General features: G+C 58.7%; 18 protein-coding genes and 2 pseudogenes. 3 read left to right on the top strand and 17 right to left on the bottom strand.

What is annotated here, in order from left to right:
* Nucleotides 1-21: 21 nt before the first annotated feature.
* Complete coding sequence (gene phoU / locus P0D84_RS43570; protein ID WP_408349063.1) at nt 22-735, bottom strand: phosphate signaling complex protein PhoU; 714 nt, start codon at nt 733-735, stop codon at nt 22-24.
* Nucleotides 736-961: 226 nt separating this feature from the next.
* Nucleotides 962-3160: a putative bifunctional diguanylate cyclase/phosphodiesterase gene (locus tag P0D84_RS43565; protein ID WP_408349060.1), complete on the bottom strand. Its 2199-nt coding sequence runs from the start codon at nt 3158-3160 to the stop codon at nt 962-964.
* Between the two features lie 637 nt (nt 3161-3797).
* Here P0D84_RS43565 and P0D84_RS43560 point away from each other — a divergent pair.
* Nucleotides 3798-4418: an SEL1-like repeat protein gene (locus P0D84_RS43560; protein ID WP_408349057.1), complete on the top strand. Its 621-nt coding sequence runs from the start codon at nt 3798-3800 to the stop codon at nt 4416-4418.
* A 264-nt stretch (nt 4419-4682) separates the two neighbouring features.
* On the opposite strand, the gene P0D84_RS43555 is transcribed toward P0D84_RS43560, so the two are convergent.
* The 3 genes from P0D84_RS43555 to P0D84_RS43545 all read right to left on the bottom strand — a co-directional run bounded on the left by P0D84_RS43555 (nt 4683) and on the right by P0D84_RS43545 (nt 5726).
* Nucleotides 4683-5045 carry an H-NS family nucleoid-associated regulatory protein gene (locus P0D84_RS43555; RefSeq protein ID WP_408349054.1) on the bottom strand — a complete coding sequence of 121 codons (363 nt, stop codon included), beginning with the start codon at nt 5043-5045 and terminating at the stop codon, nt 4683-4685.
* Between the two features lie 14 nt (nt 5046-5059).
* Entirely contained in the window at nt 5060-5191 is a 132-nt protein-coding gene (locus P0D84_RS43550) for a hypothetical protein (protein ID WP_408349051.1), read from the bottom strand.
* Nucleotides 5192-5444: 253 nt separating this feature from the next.
* Complete coding sequence (locus tag P0D84_RS43545; protein WP_408349048.1) at nt 5445-5726, bottom strand: hypothetical protein; 282 nt, start codon at nt 5724-5726, stop codon at nt 5445-5447.
* Between the two features lie 154 nt (nt 5727-5880).
* Between P0D84_RS43545 and P0D84_RS43540 the strand changes: the two genes are divergently transcribed.
* Both P0D84_RS43540 and P0D84_RS43535 read left to right on the top strand, forming a co-directional pair.
* Nucleotides 5881-5991, top strand: coding sequence for a ParB-like protein (locus P0D84_RS43540; protein ID WP_408349045.1), 111 nt, complete (start codon nt 5881-5883; stop codon nt 5989-5991).
* Nucleotides 5991-6140 (top strand): hypothetical protein, encoded by a 150-nt coding sequence (locus tag P0D84_RS43535; protein ID WP_408349042.1) that lies wholly within the window; start codon nt 5991-5993, stop codon nt 6138-6140. The genes P0D84_RS43540 and P0D84_RS43535 overlap by 1 nt, the downstream gene beginning before the upstream one ends.
* A gap of 87 nt (nt 6141-6227) precedes the next feature.
* Here the strand turns inward: P0D84_RS43535 and P0D84_RS43530 are convergent, their stop codons facing one another.
* The 12 genes and pseudogenes from P0D84_RS43530 to P0D84_RS43475 form a co-directional block, all read right to left on the bottom strand.
* On the bottom strand, nt 6228-6467 hold the full coding sequence (locus P0D84_RS43530) for a DUF2442 domain-containing protein (RefSeq protein WP_408349039.1): 240 nt from the start codon (nt 6465-6467) through the stop codon (nt 6228-6230).
* 892 nt (nt 6468-7359) lie between these two features.
* Complete coding sequence (locus tag P0D84_RS43525) at nt 7360-7728, bottom strand: methyltransferase domain-containing protein (protein ID WP_408349826.1); 369 nt, start codon at nt 7726-7728, stop codon at nt 7360-7362.
* Complete coding sequence (locus tag P0D84_RS43520; RefSeq protein WP_408349036.1) at nt 7622-7942, bottom strand: class I SAM-dependent methyltransferase; 321 nt, start codon at nt 7940-7942, stop codon at nt 7622-7624. Before P0D84_RS43520 ends, P0D84_RS43525 begins: the two co-directional genes overlap by 107 nt.
* A 105-nt stretch (nt 7943-8047) precedes the next feature.
* The gene (locus P0D84_RS43515) at nt 8048-8446 is read right to left on the bottom strand and encodes a hypothetical protein (RefSeq protein ID WP_408349033.1); all 399 of its coding nucleotides are present in this window, start codon (nt 8444-8446) and stop codon (nt 8048-8050) included.
* Nucleotides 8421-8717 carry a hypothetical protein gene (locus P0D84_RS43510; RefSeq protein ID WP_408349030.1) on the bottom strand — a complete coding sequence of 99 codons (297 nt, stop codon included), beginning with the start codon at nt 8715-8717 and terminating at the stop codon, nt 8421-8423. Before P0D84_RS43510 ends, P0D84_RS43515 begins: the two co-directional genes overlap by 26 nt.
* Before the next feature lie 195 nt (nt 8718-8912).
* Nucleotides 8913-10105: pseudogene (locus tag P0D84_RS43505) on the bottom strand (MFS transporter).
* A gap of 93 nt (nt 10106-10198) precedes the next feature.
* Nucleotides 10199-11326 (bottom strand): VIT1/CCC1 transporter family protein, encoded by a 1128-nt coding sequence (locus tag P0D84_RS43500; protein WP_408349027.1) that lies wholly within the window; start codon nt 11324-11326, stop codon nt 10199-10201.
* A gap of 725 nt (nt 11327-12051) precedes the next feature.
* Nucleotides 12052-12363 carry a hypothetical protein gene (locus P0D84_RS43495; RefSeq protein WP_408349024.1) on the bottom strand — a complete coding sequence of 104 codons (312 nt, stop codon included), beginning with the start codon at nt 12361-12363 and terminating at the stop codon, nt 12052-12054.
* Between the two features lie 441 nt (nt 12364-12804).
* Nucleotides 12805-13032, bottom strand: a pseudogene (locus P0D84_RS43490) (transposase domain-containing protein); the annotation flags it as partial.
* Nucleotides 13033-13163: 131 nt separating this feature from the next.
* Nucleotides 13164-14171 carry a tyrosine-type recombinase/integrase gene (locus tag P0D84_RS43485; RefSeq protein WP_408339057.1) on the bottom strand — a complete coding sequence of 336 codons (1008 nt, stop codon included), beginning with the start codon at nt 14169-14171 and terminating at the stop codon, nt 13164-13166.
* Entirely contained in the window at nt 14164-15126 is a 963-nt protein-coding gene (locus P0D84_RS43480; RefSeq protein ID WP_408339055.1) for a tyrosine-type recombinase/integrase, read from the bottom strand. The genes P0D84_RS43485 and P0D84_RS43480 overlap by 8 nt, the downstream gene beginning before the upstream one ends.
* On the bottom strand, nt 15123-16103 hold the full coding sequence (locus tag P0D84_RS43475) for a tyrosine-type recombinase/integrase (RefSeq protein ID WP_408339053.1): 981 nt from the start codon (nt 16101-16103) through the stop codon (nt 15123-15125). The genes P0D84_RS43480 and P0D84_RS43475 overlap by 4 nt, the downstream gene beginning before the upstream one ends.
* Between the last annotated feature and the right edge of the window lie 284 nt (nt 16104-16387).

Raw genomic sequence — 16387 nt, 5'->3', positions numbered from 1 at the left:
TGATTGGCTCCTGTGAGGACGCTAGCCTAACTTACCCAAGGCGTCGCGCTCAAGCTGCTCTCGGGATACATGACGGACGTCAGTGCCCCGTACAACGTAGACAACAGACTCGGCTATATTAGTCGCGTGGTCGCCAATGCGCTCGATGGCCTTGGCTATGAACAGATAGTCCAGTCCCATTGAGATGGCTCGAGGGTCTTCCGTCATGTACGTGGCGAGCTTGCGCACAAAAGCTCGAAACTCATTGTCGATGGCTTCGTCATCTCTGACAATCGCTGCTGCTGCAACGGTATCCATCCGCGCAAATGCATCGAGTGCTCTCCGAAGAATGCGTGCAGCCATTTCTCCGGAAAGCTTGATTTCAGCGATGTTGACGCTTCGCGCGTTCGCTTCGCTGGCGATGCGGCGCGTCCGTTTCGCAATCTTCCGGGCTTCATCGCCTGCGCGCTCGAGGTTGGTGACGCACTTAGAAGTAGCCATCAAGAGTCGCAGGTCACGGGCGGCCGGTTGTCGACGAGCGATGATATTGCTAACTTCTTCGTCGAGTTTTATCTCCATCGCGTTAAGCCGGCGTTCCCCCTCGATGACCTGCTCAACAAGAGCCATATCGAAGGTATTGAGCGCATCCATCGAGCACGCAATCTGCGACTCTACCAGTCCGCCCATTTCGAGCAGCCTACTTGAAAGCAGATTGAGGTCAGCGTCAAACCCGGTTGCAATATGCTTGTCCGACATTTTCGTTCCTTTGCCGAAGTGGCCGTAGATGTATTCCTCGGTTAGCCGATGCAATGCGGCTGTGACCCATACCCGTCAGCCGCAGCGTGCCTATGCAAACCGTTGAGACCGTTGATGTTGTCGACGTCGACCTCGACGCCTGGCCGCGTCCAGCAGAACATTGTCCAGCCAGTCTGTGCGCACCCAGACGCATGGTACGTCTGCGGTACACAACGCGCCGGGGCAGCTACGCAACGCCCTTGTCCGGAAATCGCCCCGATAGAACCTGATAGGGTTCGGGCCTGCCTAGCAGGTATCCCTGAATTTCATCACAGTTCGCTGACCGAAAAATGTCCAACTGAGCTTCCGTCTCTACCCCTTCAGCAACGACGACTATGTTCAGTTTATGCGCCAACTCGATGACGGCCTGGACCACGGCGTTTGCAGCGTGGTCGGTAGCGACCTCATCCACAAACGACTTGTCCAGCTTCAAGACATCCGGTCGGAACCTGGTTACGTAGCTCAAGCTTGAATAACCCGTGCCAAAGTCATCAATGGCGATGCGCACGTTGAGGAGCCGGAGCTGCGCGAGGATTTCCTGCGCGCGTTCGAGACTCTTCATTAACGTAGATTCAGTGATTTCGACCACAAGTTGCGAGCCATCGATGTCGTTCTCCTGCAGAGCGCTCCGGATGGCATCAACGAGCCCAGTATCATGAAATTGTCTGGCCGAAACGTTAATCGACAGAGAGATGTCATGTCCACCTGTCCTGCGAAACTCGGATAGTGCGCCCATAGCCTCCAGCACTACCCAGTATCCGACAGGAATGATAAGGCCCGTCTCCTCCAGAAGCGGAACAAATTCACCAGGAGACACCTGGCCCCGCTTCGGGTGATTCCAGCGGAGGAGGGCTTCCATCCCTGTAAGCCGTCCGGAGCGGGCGCAAAACTGCGGTTGGTAGAAAAGCACAAACTGCTTATGCCGCACCGCTTCGCGCAACTCTCTTTCGAGTTGCAGGCGGTCACGGTCGCCTTGTTCCTCCGCCCCAAAAAGCCGGTACGCGTTACGGCCGGCCCGCTTCGCTGCGTACATCGCAAGGTCCGCGCTCGTAAAAAGCGCCTCTGGGGAATCTCCATGCTCTGGAAAGAGCACCGCTCCGACCGAAATCGTTACAGAAAGGGTCTTGCCCGCTACTAACAATGGGCGACGGGCGCAAGTGAGGAGGCGCTGACACAGGCGGTCGATATCACGGCGCTCCCATTCGCCCGGTACGATAACGGTGAATTCATCGCAGCCGCCTGGACGCGATGCCACTGCATTGTCAGGGAGAGTCTCGCGGATACGCTCGGCAAGTTCTCTGATTACGCTATCGCCCAAGGAGTGACCGGCCATATCATTGAGCACCTTGAAACGGTCCAAATCGATGTACGGCAACGCAAAAGGCAACGCATCCTGGCAATGCGTTGATAACGCTTCCAACATAGCGCGGCGATTCAGCAGTCCCGTCAACCCGTCGCTTTTCGCCAATGTCTCGAGCTGCTGCAGACGCGTCCGCTCTTCAGTAGCGTCGACGCATACGGTTACGAGACGAGCAACAGTTCCATTCTCATCCTTTACCGGATAAACGTCCGCGCGAATCCATTTCATCGGGCCCTCAGGCATAACGAGCCGGAAGAACGAGTTCGCTTCCGATTTAGAGCGTGCCACCGCTCTCATGCGGACGAGCAGCGACTTTAAATCGTCCGGATGAACGCGCATACGCCAGGCTGCAGGATTCTGATGCAGGGCAGAAAGCGGCATCTCCCATACGCTGGCGAAACCCGCGCTGACATGATGCAGAATCTGGAAATCGCTGCTCGTCAGCCAGAATACGGCCTGCACGTGGTCCTCCATCTGTTGCAGTATTCCAGCATTTCGCCGAAGCTCAGCGGTCGATTCGACCTCAGCGCTCACGTCATGCGACGCACACAGAATCGCCGTCGTTCCAGCTCCTCTATCCTTGAGGGGAACAAGGTCCGACAGCCACCACTTTGTTTCACCCGATAAGGTAAGGCAAGAAGCGAAAAACGACGTCTGCGATCCGGTGCATGCTTCTTCAAAAGCTTCCCGCGCGTCGCTTCCTGTCCAGAATCCGAGCCAGTCTGCGCCAAGTAGCTCTGCCGCAGTCTCCGCGTGCATCAGTTGTTGACCGACATCGGATATCCAGCGTATGCGTCCGTCGCGGTCCAACAGCTTCAGGCAGTCCCGGTTTGCAGCTAACAATCCACGCGTCAGCTCTTCTGTCGTATGAGTCACGCGCCTGCACTGTTGCAGCCGGACCACCAAATAGCCCCCGGCGAAAACGCCGAATGACGAGAAGCCCACAACCAGGGCAGGTCCCGCGCGAAGCGCGACGGTGACACTTGATATGGCGCATGCGGCCGATGCGGCCGATGCCGCGAGCATATCGACATATCCAATCCACCTGCGGGGCCTGGGTGCGCGCATCAAGCGCTCAATCAGGTCCTTTAATACGTCACGCCTCAGATATAGCACCAGACTTATCCCCGTCTTTACAGCCGCAGGTATGGGTCCGCCGACTATAGGCGGCCACCTCGCAAATATCGCCAGCATTGAACATCGCGCCCGAAGCAAATACCGCCGCAGTTCTTTTATCCACTTTTCACAACCGTTTACGACGGCACATAAATTAACTTGAACGCATTCGCCTGGAAAAATATGCGCGCTGCATCGCCGGCCTGGATGCAAGGCTTTTCGACATCGGTCGTTGCGGCTAACCGGAAAGGAAATCCCTGCAGTAGAAGCCAGGAAGCGTAGGCGATTTCACCAGCGAAGACCCCTACTCCGTCTACAGTAATTGCATACACGGACATGGCAGCATCTCGGGTCACATCCCGTCCTCCCCTAACGCGCCATCGGATTGCGCCACGCACGTGCGGTTGCGTCCAGCACGCTTGGCGGTAGAGAGCGCGCGGTCTGCAGCTGCAACCAGATGGCTGCCGTCTCGTCATGCGTGAAGCCGGATGATAACAAACGGCGAGGTATCATCGTCCCCGTCACTCACCACAGGACGCGAAATCTGATGTCTGTAGATTCCAGTTGGTTGGGCCAAATTGAACGCGAGTGGGCACAACTTCGCCAGGCCGACCCGGCGCTCGACGTGGAAAAGTTCTTCCGGCACATTGTGTCGGCAAACAAGGTTGGATTTCTTTCACTTGAATTTCTCGCGGCCATTGCGAACGGCCTGCTCACAAGCCCGCTGTCGGGGACGCCTTGCCTCCGCCGGCGTCTGATTGAACGGGTTGGCCCTCACCGGCACCCTTCTCTTTGGGTCCTGCTTGCACTGTCTCTTGTCACCGAGACAGGTGGGCCAGCGGACTACGAGACCGGGCACGTCATTCTGGGCGACGTGCTGAAGGACGATACGGCGAGCGAGCCTCTGCGAGGCCTGGCGGCAGCAGCACTCGCGGACAGTGCACGGCTTGGTCGCGGCATGGACGCCGACCTTGGGATGGCCAAGGACATGTATGCCACGGCCCTTGAGCTTGGACACCGGGCTGCCGCATACAACCTTGGCTTGTACTGGGAGAGGCATGCTCCTGGCGACGTCGTCCCGGACCGCGCAAAGGCGGCACAAGCCTACAAGCGCGGAGGTTCGAATGCAAAATGCGCCGCCCGTTTCGTCGCATTGCGTGCCTGTTAGCGGTAAGCCACGACAATCGCTCCTGTCGACGCGACGAGAACCGAACCCTGCGTGCTCGGTTACACGGTTGCTTGAGCAGGCGCCGCTTCCGGTGCCGCCGCGACACCCGGCTTCGTAACGACCTTTTGGCGACAACCAATTTTCTGGGCGGTGCCATCTTCGCAGTTGCCTTTTTCGCTACCGCCGTCTTTGTCGCGGGCTTCTTCGCGACGGCTTTCGGCTTGCTCGCAGCGCTAGAATCCGCAACTCCGCCAACGCCAGCAATCAGAAACTTTGCCCGGTCCTTGGCACCAACAAGCCGCGCCGGGGCACGCCCGTGCCCGCTCCATGTCGCACCTGACTTGGGTCACGGTACATCGCCGGCTGCGGCCCTTTCCGCTGCCCCTTGCCACCGGTTGTACCCACCGACTTCGACGCCGCCGTCTTGATCGCAGTCTTTGCCTTGCTCGCAATATCGGCGGTCGTCGCGACAGCAGCTTCGGCACCGTCTGCAATCGGAAATTTACTGCGGTCTTTCACGTCCCTACTCCAGGCCGGAGGGCGGGCGTGGCCGCTCCACGTTTCGCCGGTCTTCGGGTTGATGTACCTAGGCGGTAGTTTGCCCTTTGTGTCGACAGTGGTCTTCACATTTTTATTCGCAGTCACGACACGCGGTGTTCTGTCATCAAGCCGCGAATCTTCTCGATAACAGCGCTCGACTTTTTCGCGACGAGCGCGTCGGCTTGCGCCTGCAGCTTCTCGATTTTTGCTTGCAAGGATTCCAGGGGCGTCATTCCCGCCTCCGCTGTTGAGATGCCGCACTAGACATGCGGATATTGCATTGCGCTTCCCCGGATGGATATCCTTCAAATTGGCAGCCTTCGTTCTCACTGGGTTCGGCTCGCCATTCTGAAGGTCATTGCCTTCAAAGATTTTGCATGACGCGATTCGCGCTCAGAAACTGATGCAAGGCTCACCCCTTCCAGTGGCCTGAGGCGATAAGACTGCTGTTGGCGTCGCGGTAGAAGGGTATGTGCGCGGCAGATTCTAGGTCAACGACAGGAGCGAGCGGGCTTGCTCAAGAAGTGCGAGAGACGCGGCAAATTCGTTTCGGCCCGCCATCGTGAGCGCTGCCTCAGCCGTGCGAAGAAACAATTCATCATTGGATGTCGAGACCAACGTCTGACTGAGACCGGAATCGTCGTATCGACGGAAAGACGCGAGTAGCCGGAACGCGTCGACCCTGACATCCTGTGGTCCAGCCTTGGCTGCAATTTCGGCGGCCGCGGACAGTTGCCGGATGACCATGACGAACGTCGTGCTCTCCATCGATTCTGCCTCCTTCCTAGATTCTCCGCGTAGGTCCTTCGTGGACGAGCCCTTACGGACGGCTGGCGGCCGTGATGTGACGTTCATTCGTTAAAGGGGTCACTGCACGGCCGGCGTATCGAACATCGAGGAAAGACGCCGGCCGTTTTCCGGAATGCCGGCACGCATCTGGAAGCTTTCCGACGACGAGTTCCGTAGCCTCGCAGCGTCAGTCCGGGACGCTGGCGGCTACGAGAAGACGAGCGTCCCGATGGAGGAATTTTGATGGGCCGATTTCTTCCGCTGCAACCTGCCCCGACATGGCAGCGACATGGCAGCGACAAGGCGTTCGCCTCGCTCGTAAAGAAAGCAATGGTGCTAGCGAAGAGCAAAGCAGCGCTGGGACTGCCGGGTTACCTCGGGCCCGACGGCTGACTGGTCAAGAAAGGCCGACGCTTGCATCGTCCGCGTCAGCTGCGCATGCGCAAGAGGTCCAGGCAGCAGACGCTAAAAGCGAAAACACTAGTGGCCCGCGTTCTCGGGTCGGTATGAAAGCAACGCTGGAACGCTCACGTCCTCATCAATTTCGGGCCAGAATATCTGCTCATGGTCTAGAGAGATGGCGAAGTGTTCGCGCTCGGCTGCTGTGGCTGCCTGCAGCACGGGAAACCAGTCCAGCGGAAATTGAACGGCGGGCCCCTCGGACATGTCGAGAAACAGGTGCACGCTGTCGAAATGCACGTCCACTGCAGTGCGCTCCATGGTCGCCTCCTCAATCAAAATCATCTTAAAGATAGGTCGCGACAAAGCTGCGTTCAAGAGCGCAATGTAGTTCGAGAATCGAGCCGGAATGCTCGATGCTCCGACGGCCAGCGGTTCGTAGGCAAGCGAGTTAAGACTTATCCACTTGCGTTGCGGTCAGCACGAGTTATCCACAAAATCTGTTGACAAATCTGTGCATAACTCGTCCGACGGTGTCCAGCGGGCAAAGCGGCGTCACTGCCGGCATACCGGCTCAAGCCGACGCCCGCGCAACTGGCAGAGTGGGGACGCTGCGACATCGACCGGAAAGGCCAGCCTTTTGAATTCATGCAGGAACATTTCGTAGCTTGCTCGCACGCCGGGCGCGTCTGACCTTTGTCAGATGTTTCCGTGTGCAAACATACGGGCTCAAGGGCACGCGCGTGGGTTGATAGCCACGGCTGAACAGCCCATTGCCCTCTCGTTCTATCTCAACGGAATAGCTGTCAGGGTGCTCACTTGAATCCACCGGTGGCGCATGTGACGAAAGCGTCGCGCATCACGTTTTGGTTTTTGAAGGCGACGGGCACATGAATGTTGGCTGCGTTAGGCCCGGGGTGTACGGCACGGCCGGCTTGCTGCGCTCCGCACATCCCGGTCCTTCACTACCCAGCAACGGCCGTCAGGCCTTCCTCGCATAGGTTCGAGCACACACGGCATCGGTACTCCAAGCTCTCCTTCGCTGTGACACGCGGCCGCGTCTTCGGAGACCGCCTTTTGAATCAAAGCCAACGCCTCTGACGACTGAGCTTTCAACATAGCGGCGATGCGGACGCCGCCGCGCATCAACATGTCGAAAGGCGTTTCCGGCATGCGAATACGCAACGTTTGGCTGACTTCCTGGACGTGCGGCTCATCGAATCCCGCGTCGCTCAGAGCGCGTTCGCATTCGTGCCAGTCGCTGAACCTGAAGAATGGATGCCAGGGGGAGTGGAACATCCAGACGGCCGTGCGCCTCAATGGCTTTGAGCACCATCGCGAATCCGACGGCCTTGTCCGGTGTCGCCCAGACCGTAAAAGCAATCCGGCCGCCAGGCCATAGTACTCGAAACGCCTCGGCGAGCGCGTTCTCCGGATGAGAGAAATGCAACATCCCGAAGCTGATGCCAACGGCGTCAAAAACTCTCGTCGGAAAAAGGTAGGTCCTCCGCGCTGCCGATACGGAACGGCAGCGCGGGATAGGCGCGTCTTGCCTGTTCGACCATCGCCTCCGCGAAATCAACGCCAATGACGTCGGCACCTCGACGCGCCGCTGCCGCGGCGAGATAACCAGGACCGGACGCGACGTCCAGAAAGCGAACGCCGGGGCGGACATCGAGTGCGTCAAGCAGGGAGCTGTTGGATTGTATGGTCAAGTCGCCAAAATACGAGTGATACGGATGCGCGACCATCTCCCAGCCTTGGTGCTCGAAAGCGCTGAATTCGTCTCGTTCCATGCCAGCCTCTCCATGTTTCGTCGGCTGTCGCGAAGCGATGCCGGGCCAGCATGCCGTCTTCGGTCAGCGACAAAGTTAAAATCCAGCGTCCAGTTGAGGGGACCATCACAAGCGTTGCTTCACCGCGGCAGTCCTCACCGCGAGGAACTCAAGTTGAATGCCTTGCGCATGCCCTTTGCTGCCGGTATTCAGGCGCGCGTCATCGACGCAACGCGAAGGCTCGACCTCGGCCGCGCGGTCGGAGGACGCCAGCGGGAAATTGAGCAATGGCGCGCTGAACACCGGGCCCGGCAATTTGGGGGCGGCAACGTACCGTGCGAAAAAAGCCTCCTCGCGAAGGATGAGGCTTTTTGCTGTCCGGTCGGGAACCTGATGCGCGCGCTTGAACCGCCTCAACGGCAGCGAGCCCGCCGTAGGCCCAGCGAGTATGGCGGTGAAAGCTAGGTGTCCCAGGTGCGCGGACGGGGGTTTCAGTGACTCAGCTTTTTGCCTTGCTTTTGGCACGCTTTGCCACTTGCGTGCCCTTATGACTTTGCGCCTTGTCAGCGGTCTTTTTCGGCTCGGCTACCTCTTTTTTCCTGCTCGTGTCGGTCTCGGGACTCGGCGCGGACTTTCTGGGGAATGGCATTTTCAGCTCCTTGACGTGTCGGGGGGACACATCATAAAAATAGGCCGCATCGCGCCGGGAATCAAGGCAATGCGATGCTGTTCCGGGCGTACCGAACAGTTTGGTCGCCGATTTATCCGGAAAAAAGCCGCTGTTCCTTCTTCCCACTCATGGGACCGGAATTCCGCCTGAGCTGGCTGTCGCCCTAAAAGCCCGCCACGCCTTCCAGGTAGGGCCGAATGCCCGGCGACTGCTCGCCGCTATAGCAGCCCGTACGGCACGCCGCTGCCGTCCCCCCGCCGGTTTGCCCCGCCTCTGGCAAGGCAAAAATGGCGCTTTCCCCTTCTCTTCAGGCACCCTGGCTCAGCGACCCGCCGCAATGTCAGGCGTCTGTCCGGACAATAGCAGCGCGATGGTCTGGGCTTAGAACCTGCTCCCGCGTAGAACGTGGCGGCTGCACCCAGGCGGTCCACAAGGCTCCGGCGATGACGCTGGACACAAGCGTAACGACACCACCGAACAGATTGAAGAAGCCAAACGCGGTGCCACGCAGTTGCGCAGGCGCGGTGTGAGCAACCATCGTGGCCAGCAACCCCTGTGTCATTCCCATGTGCAGGCCCCACAGCGCGACGCCCACGAGCACCACGCTCCAGAGCGTGCCATGCGCGAGCACCACATCCGATGCAATCAATATAACGAGACCCGCGACCAGTAACCGGGTGTGGCTCATCGTGTCGGCAAGTTTCCCGAACGGATAGGCCGATGCCGCATAAACGACGTTCATTGCGACCACCCCGAGCGGAACCAGCGCAATCGGTACCCCGCTTCCTATGGCGCGCAACACGAGGAATGCTTCACTGAACCGGGCCAGCGCGAATACCCCGCCCACGACGACCACCCACCAATAGCGGCTGCCGAGCTGCTTGACGCTCTCCCAGCGAATCGGATTGACCCGCTTGGCACCTGGCTCCCGCGCCGGCTCTTCGATACCAAAAGTCAACAGGGCAACGGCGAGCAGGCCAGGAATGACGGCAAGCCAGAAAGCGAGCCGGAAGTTGTCTGCCCACACGAGCATGAGGACGACCGCCAGCAGCGGTCCGAGGACCGCGCCGATAGTGTCAAGCGACTGGCGCAACCCAAATGCAGCGCCACGCAGGTGCGGCGGTGTGACGTCGGCCACCAACGCGTCGCGCAGCGCACCTCTGATGCCTTTCCCCACCCGGTCGATGATGCGCGCCGTCACCACAATTCCGATGGTCGGCGCCCCGGCAAATAGCGGTTTGCTTAGCGCGCCCAGGCGGTACCCAGCGACGGCGAGCCACTTGCGATTGCCGAGGTTGTCGCTGAGGGTGCCCGAGAGACGGGGGCCGTCGCTTCAGCAATACCTTCGATGATGCCAATCGTTGTTGCAGTGGCACCGAGACTTGCCATCAAGAACATCGGCAACAGACTGTGGATAATTCGGACGAAACATCCATGAACAGGCTGGCACAGCCAAGCACCCAGACGCTGCGCGGAATTTGCCGAAAAACACTGACGCGCTCTCCTGTCTGCATTGAAAATCCTGTTCTTTCGAAACGCACTCGAGATGAGTCGGGCTTCTGCAACTGGTTTGCGAAGTCCGATGGCGCTTCTTGCGCGTACAAGCCTTACGAAATTGACACACCAAGGACCCGGCCAACGCCAAACGTAAATGCCGCAGCAATAAGGCCAATGGCAATCTGTCGCGCTGCAGAGAAAGCCGCGCTTCGTCCGTTAAACAGCGACGTGAAGACTCCAATGGACGCGAGCGCAAGCATGCTCAGGACGATACACTGCGCAATTGCATTGGATCCTTGGGTCCATAAGAACGGCATCGCCGGGAAAATCGCGCCAACGGAGAATAGGCAAAAGGAGACTCCCGCAGCCGACCAAGGATTGCCGCCCAGTTCCGCTGGGTCAAGCCCAAGTTCCTCGCGGGTCAATGTATCGAGCGCCTTATCTTTGTCACGCATCATTTGGGATGCCACGCGCCTCGCCTCATCGGCGTCCAGTCCTTTCGCGCGATAAATCAGTATCAGTTCGTGCTCTTCGGCCTCGGGCGAATTCTCCAGCTCGTCAGCTTCTCTGGCAATCTGGGTGCCTGCCAGCTCCCGAGCGTTGGTCACAGATAGCCATTCACCCAGTGCCATCGAGCATGCTCCGGCAATCAGCCCGGCCAGCCCCGTTAGCAAGATTGCCTTGTTGCCCGCTCCAGCTCCTGCCACGCCCATAATCAGACAGAAGTTCGAGACCAGGCCATCGTTCGCGCCAAGCACTGCAGCGCGCAGGTCGTTGCCCGACGATACCCCCTTGTGCCATGACTCCGCTCCGGCAATTCGCGCGCCTTGCGATAGGCCCGGGTCGCCGCCATGAGCCAGTGTCTGGACCACCGCGGCGTGATGATGTTCGTCGGCCGACATGCGCCCCGCATCTGGTTGGCCGTGATATTTGTTCCGGTCTGCGTATTCGGCAGCGGCAAGCGTGGGCAACACGAAACCCGCGCCGAAAAAGCGGACCAGCGTCCGCATCAGGCGCGTTTTCACGGCCTGTCCCGTCCCCTTCGGGTGAATCCCGTTGGTCTTCAGCTTGTCGACCCACACCTGCGCGTGTTCGCGCTCGGACTTCGCCAGGTCGCTAAACACCTGCTTCCGGGCGTCATCCTTTTCGACCTTCGCAAGCGTTTCGTATAAGGCAGCACTATGAAGCTCATCGGAGAGGTTTGCTCTGTACCGCTTGACTTCGTGTTTCGATGCCATGATGAAATACCTGCCTATGAAATTCTATAGCGAAGCGTAGTTCATTCAGGAGCATTGATTCACAAAGCCCCCAAAGAACGGCTTAAGCGCGAACGCCAACCGTTCTCATGTCGATTTAGGTGCACCCGCACACCTTCACGTGGTCACAGGCGTGGGGCTGACAGCAAGCTGGAGCCGGAAAGCCTTGCGAACATACATGTCGATTGTCAGAACTACGATATTGGTGCGCAAACCCACTACCGCTTCATTGGCGACCTGTTGCGACGGATTCCGAGGTCCTGCGCATGCGAACCAATCTGCGCGTAGGCACTCGGGCCATGGTCATTCGGGCCACAACGATGTGCACGGCACGACTGACCAGGTCGCAATAGACTACGCACTCGCGTCGGTGAGGAATGAAAGAATAAAAAAAGGACCCGACATGCTGTCGGGTCCCGTAAAAGATGGCCTTTGCCTGGCGTCAATCGAGGCAGGATGCGACCTCTGCCAACCCTGCGGCGATGACCATCTGCGTGGACACGAGAAACAAACACTGCGGACGGGACTACGACGTACCCGGCGGCGGACTGGAAACAAGTAGTGCGGCAGCGACGAGTAGGCGCATATGATGGGTTGTAGCCTTCGCAGGGTCATTTCCTCAAACAGGGACTCGCGCCCATTAATCGCTTTGGTTAGATTTAAATGGAAACATGAGCGGCCGTATAGAGTCCGACGAGGGGAAGGTGTTAGCGGCCGCCGCCATGCCCACCTCCGCCACCACGTCCGCCCCGGCCTCCATGTCCACCTTCCCCGCCATGTCCGCCCCAACCGCTATGTCCGCCGTGCCAGCCACTGTGCCAACGGTCGCCGTGCCAGTAATTACCGTACCAGCCGCCCCAAGGGCCACAGTCGCCCCAATTACCGCAAGTCCCGTACCCCGGCCCGTAGAACGGATAGCCGGAGACCGAATCGTATGGCTGCGCTTCCCCGTATCCCGGTGCGACGGCGCAACCACCCAGGCTCACTGCCACAGCGAGCAACGCAATCAACTTCCGCATGAATTTTCTTCCGAATGATGCTGAGGGTAAGACACGTAGCGGGAGCGGAGAGTAACGGGAGGGGTTGCAATAGCCGATACCAGCGAAAGAATGCTTGCTGATTCTTCGAGTTTCTCACGCTCAATACCACGCCTAAGGACGACAAGCCATTATGTGTGCCCTTCGTCCCCTTCTCCTTAACTGTGCTCGCCGAAACAGCGGGCACAGCAAAATATAGAGCGGTGTCCATGGCGTACGGATGAATGCGAGATTACAAATTAGTCATCAACGGCACACTCACCCGCCGCTGGATTCGCACGAAAGGTTTGCTCTGGCGGATTCCACCGGTCGTTGCAACACCTCTGTTCCAATACGGAAATGGAGAGTGGAGTAAGCGGCTCGCCTAGGCCATTCGTCCAATCGCTTCCGCGTGAGGCATGATGGTGATCAGGGCCTGCTCGGTCAGGTAGCGGGATCCGGTGGACTGGCCGGCTTGCGCAGCTTGTCGGCCACACGCCAAGGCAGGAGCTCGTCGATGCGATTGATTTTGTGGTCAGCGATGTGAGTTAGCACATAGTCCAGGTAGGCACGCGGATCGATGTCATTCAATGTGCAAGTGCCGATCAGCGAGTACATCGCGGCCGCCCGTTCTCCGCCACTGTCGGAGCCGGCAAATAAAAAATTCTTTCTGCAATGCAATTATGTGCATTGTCGGAATAATACGCAGTTGCAAATTATGCGGAGTTACTCATTGTCGAAGAGTGCCATGCGAGTCGCCGACGCGATCCGCAGGGATTCGCGGTTCGGCGAGCTACGCATAATTACAGCGACTCAAGGAACTGGAGGATGCGGTCCGGTGGTCGATAGCGACGGTTCTTCACTTCCGGTGGCTGAATCCTGCTCAGCGCTCGCTGCTTCATCGTCAGATCGGCTTCCATATAGCAGTGTGTTGTCGATGGGCTTTCGTGTCCCAGCCACAAGGCGATGACCGAGAGGTCGACGCCTGATTGAAGTAGATGCATGGCAGTCGCGTGACGAACCAGGTGCGGAGAAACACGCCGTTTGGCGAGTTGCGGACATTGGTCCTTCGCGCGCGTTACGGCAATTCTCATTCGATCGGCGACATTGGAGCGTGTCATCGCGTTTCCCGATCGATTTGGAAAGAGCCTCTGACTTGATGCATCCTGGATCTGCGGCAACCACCCCTTGATGAGCCTGGCCGTGGATCGCCATAAAGGCACCGTTCGTTCCTTGCGTCCTTTGCCAAGAATATGAACGAAGGGTGATGTACCCAGCACGACATCACTGACGCGTAGTGCCAGCATCTCCGAGACGCGCGCCCCCGTGTTATACATCGTTGCCAGCAGAACCCTGTCGCGTTGACCCGACCAGGTGTCCGGGTCAGGCGCCGTCAACAGTTGCTGAATCTCTTCGCGTGACAGGAATCCGACCATAGGTTTATCGCACCGCTTCATCGGCACGGAGAGTGCGCGCTGTATAACGGCCAACGACGCGACGTCACGGTGTGCCGCGTACTTCAAGAACGAGCGCAACGCTGCGAGTCGAACGTTGCGGGTCCGCGTGCTGTTGCGCCGCTCAACCTCGAGATGCCGCAGAAACGCCAAGATCAGCGGCGCATCCATGTCCGACAGCTTCAGATCAGTTGGGCACCTGGCAAGGCGATCCGATGCGAACTGAAGAAACAGACGAAACGAATCGCGGTAGCTCGATATCGTCTCCGGGCTCACCGCACGTTGCTGCATCAACCGTTCGACGAAGAAGTCCTGCAGGAGCGTCGCGAAGGAAGGAACTAGGCAGGCTTTAGTCATGACGTACCCCTTCGGCAAAGCACGCAAATTTCCGGCTCACGATTTCCATGAGATCGGGAACCGCAGTCAGATACCAGTAGGTATCGCTCGGCTTCACGTGCCCCAGATATGTCGACAGCGCAATCATCCGGTTGTCGACGTTCACGCCGTCCTGATACCACTTGAGGATGCACCGGCACACGAACGTGTGGCGAAGATCATGGATTCGAGGCAACGCGTGGTCACCCCGAGAAGTCCACGCGAGTTGCTCGCGAAGCCGACCGAACACCCAGTGCACCGTTCGGGCCTGCAACTTCCTGCCATCAAGATTCACAAAGAACGAATCGCACGGCTCTGCGGCGACGACCAGCGCACGGCGAGCAGCGTAACGCTTCATGGCCAGAGTTACGGTAGGATGCATCGGAATAAGGCGCGACTTGTGAAACTTCGTCTCGCGCACCGTGAGCGTGCCCTCAGCAAGATTCACGTCGTCTCGAGAGAGATTGATGGCTTCCGAGATACGCAAGCCGGTTGCCGCAATCAAACCAAACAGCGCTTCATATGTAAGCGGTATGATCGAACCGACGGGTAACATCGCCGCCGACGCCGTGAGGAGTTCGCCGAGTTCCTGCTCCGTGTAGATGTGCGGCGCCAGACGACGATGGGCCCGCCCGCACAAGTCGCGTCGCGGAACAACCGTATCGGGATAGAACTGCCTGAGGTACTTCGCGAAGGGGCGCACTACCTCGATCCGACGCGCCCAGGTAATGGACCTTTGGCTCGGTGTCGAGTGTGCCCAAGCAAGGGCCAGACTTTCGGTGATCGGACCGCGATCGTGCGCCGTATCCGCGAAGCGGGCGAAGTTCATCAGCACCTGCCCCGAGATCGCAAGGTCGAAGCCGAGACAGCGTCGCTCTGCGAGATACGTTTCCACCAGCGATACCATTGTGTGTGCCGATTTGACGGGACGCTTCATGATTTGCTCCCCGGCCAGGGAAGCGCCACGGCCTCCAGGCTTCGCAGGTCGATCTTCGTGTAGATCGCGGTGGTGTCGATGCTCTGATGGTGCAATACGTCAGCCACTTCCTTCAACGACGAGCCGGAACGAAGCAGCCGTCGGGCCACGCTGTGCCTCAGAAGATGGGTTCCAGATTGTTCAGTCCAGCCGCAGCGAACATATGCGGCATGCACGGCCTGATGGACGCGCCCGGTTCCCAACGGAACGTCGGCGGGTGCGTAATGCCGGACAAAGACAGCACGGGAGGTCGTCGTCTTCCTTCGGGCTAACCGGATATAGTCGGCGATCGCACGACCTGTTGGCTCGGGCAACGGAATGACGTAGCCCCGTCGCGATTTGGTGCGACGGATTTGCAGCGTGCCTTCGCGCCAGTTTAAATCGTCGAGTTGGATTTGCACGACTTCCGCAGCCCGCAACCCAAGATCAGCCAGACAGCGCGCCACTGCGTAATCACGTAAGCTGGACGCAGTCGCGCGATCGAAGGAGTTCAGGAACTGCTCAATCGCTGCATCCGAAAGCGTTTCAGGCAGCGCCGCCAACCTCCATCCAGCCACGTTCGGTACTGCCGCGATCAGCTCTTCGACCTGGTCGTTATATTGCATGGTCCTGAATCGCAGATAACTGCGCAACGTCACGCCCGCTACGTGAGCGGCTCCAGCATTGCACCCGTCAGGGTAGCGCGTAACGAAACGACGGATATCCCGAATCGTTAGCTGCTCCATGTCGATGTGTTTGCGACCAAAGCGCTGACGCAAGAAATCGCGAATGATTCGACCACGCTGATATCGCGTGCATTCGGCTAGGCCGCAAACGTCCTTGAGGTGGTCAGTAAAGCGACACACCTCCTGTTGCACCGAATCCGGTTCTGCCTGCAGAAACCGAGGGACACCGCACGCGCCCAACACGACCAGCAAATGCCGAAGTGCAGCACTCACGTCTGTCCGACACCTCGGAATCGGATCTGGGCAGGTACATCGCCGCAAATGGTCGTTCACGAACCTGCAGACAAGTCGATCGTCGACACTTGCTACGGCTATACGGTGCGTTGTAAGCCAATACGCAAAGTGCGCGGCGCACCTCACGTAGCGGTTGACGGTGCCGGCCGCGTAGCCGGTATCAACGAGATATTCGCAGTAGCGCTCTGCGAAAGGAGAAAGGACGCTGCGCCACAACCACGCCTGAGGCTGCGGTCGAAGAGGAACCAAGCCGATCATGATGA

Origin of the sequence: Paraburkholderia sp. RL17-337-BIB-A (genome assembly GCF_046025895.1) — a bacterium.
GTDB classification, from domain to species: Bacteria; Pseudomonadota; Gammaproteobacteria; order Burkholderiales; family Burkholderiaceae; genus Paraburkholderia; species Paraburkholderia fungorum_C.
This window is presented reverse-complemented; position numbering and strand designations above follow the sequence as displayed.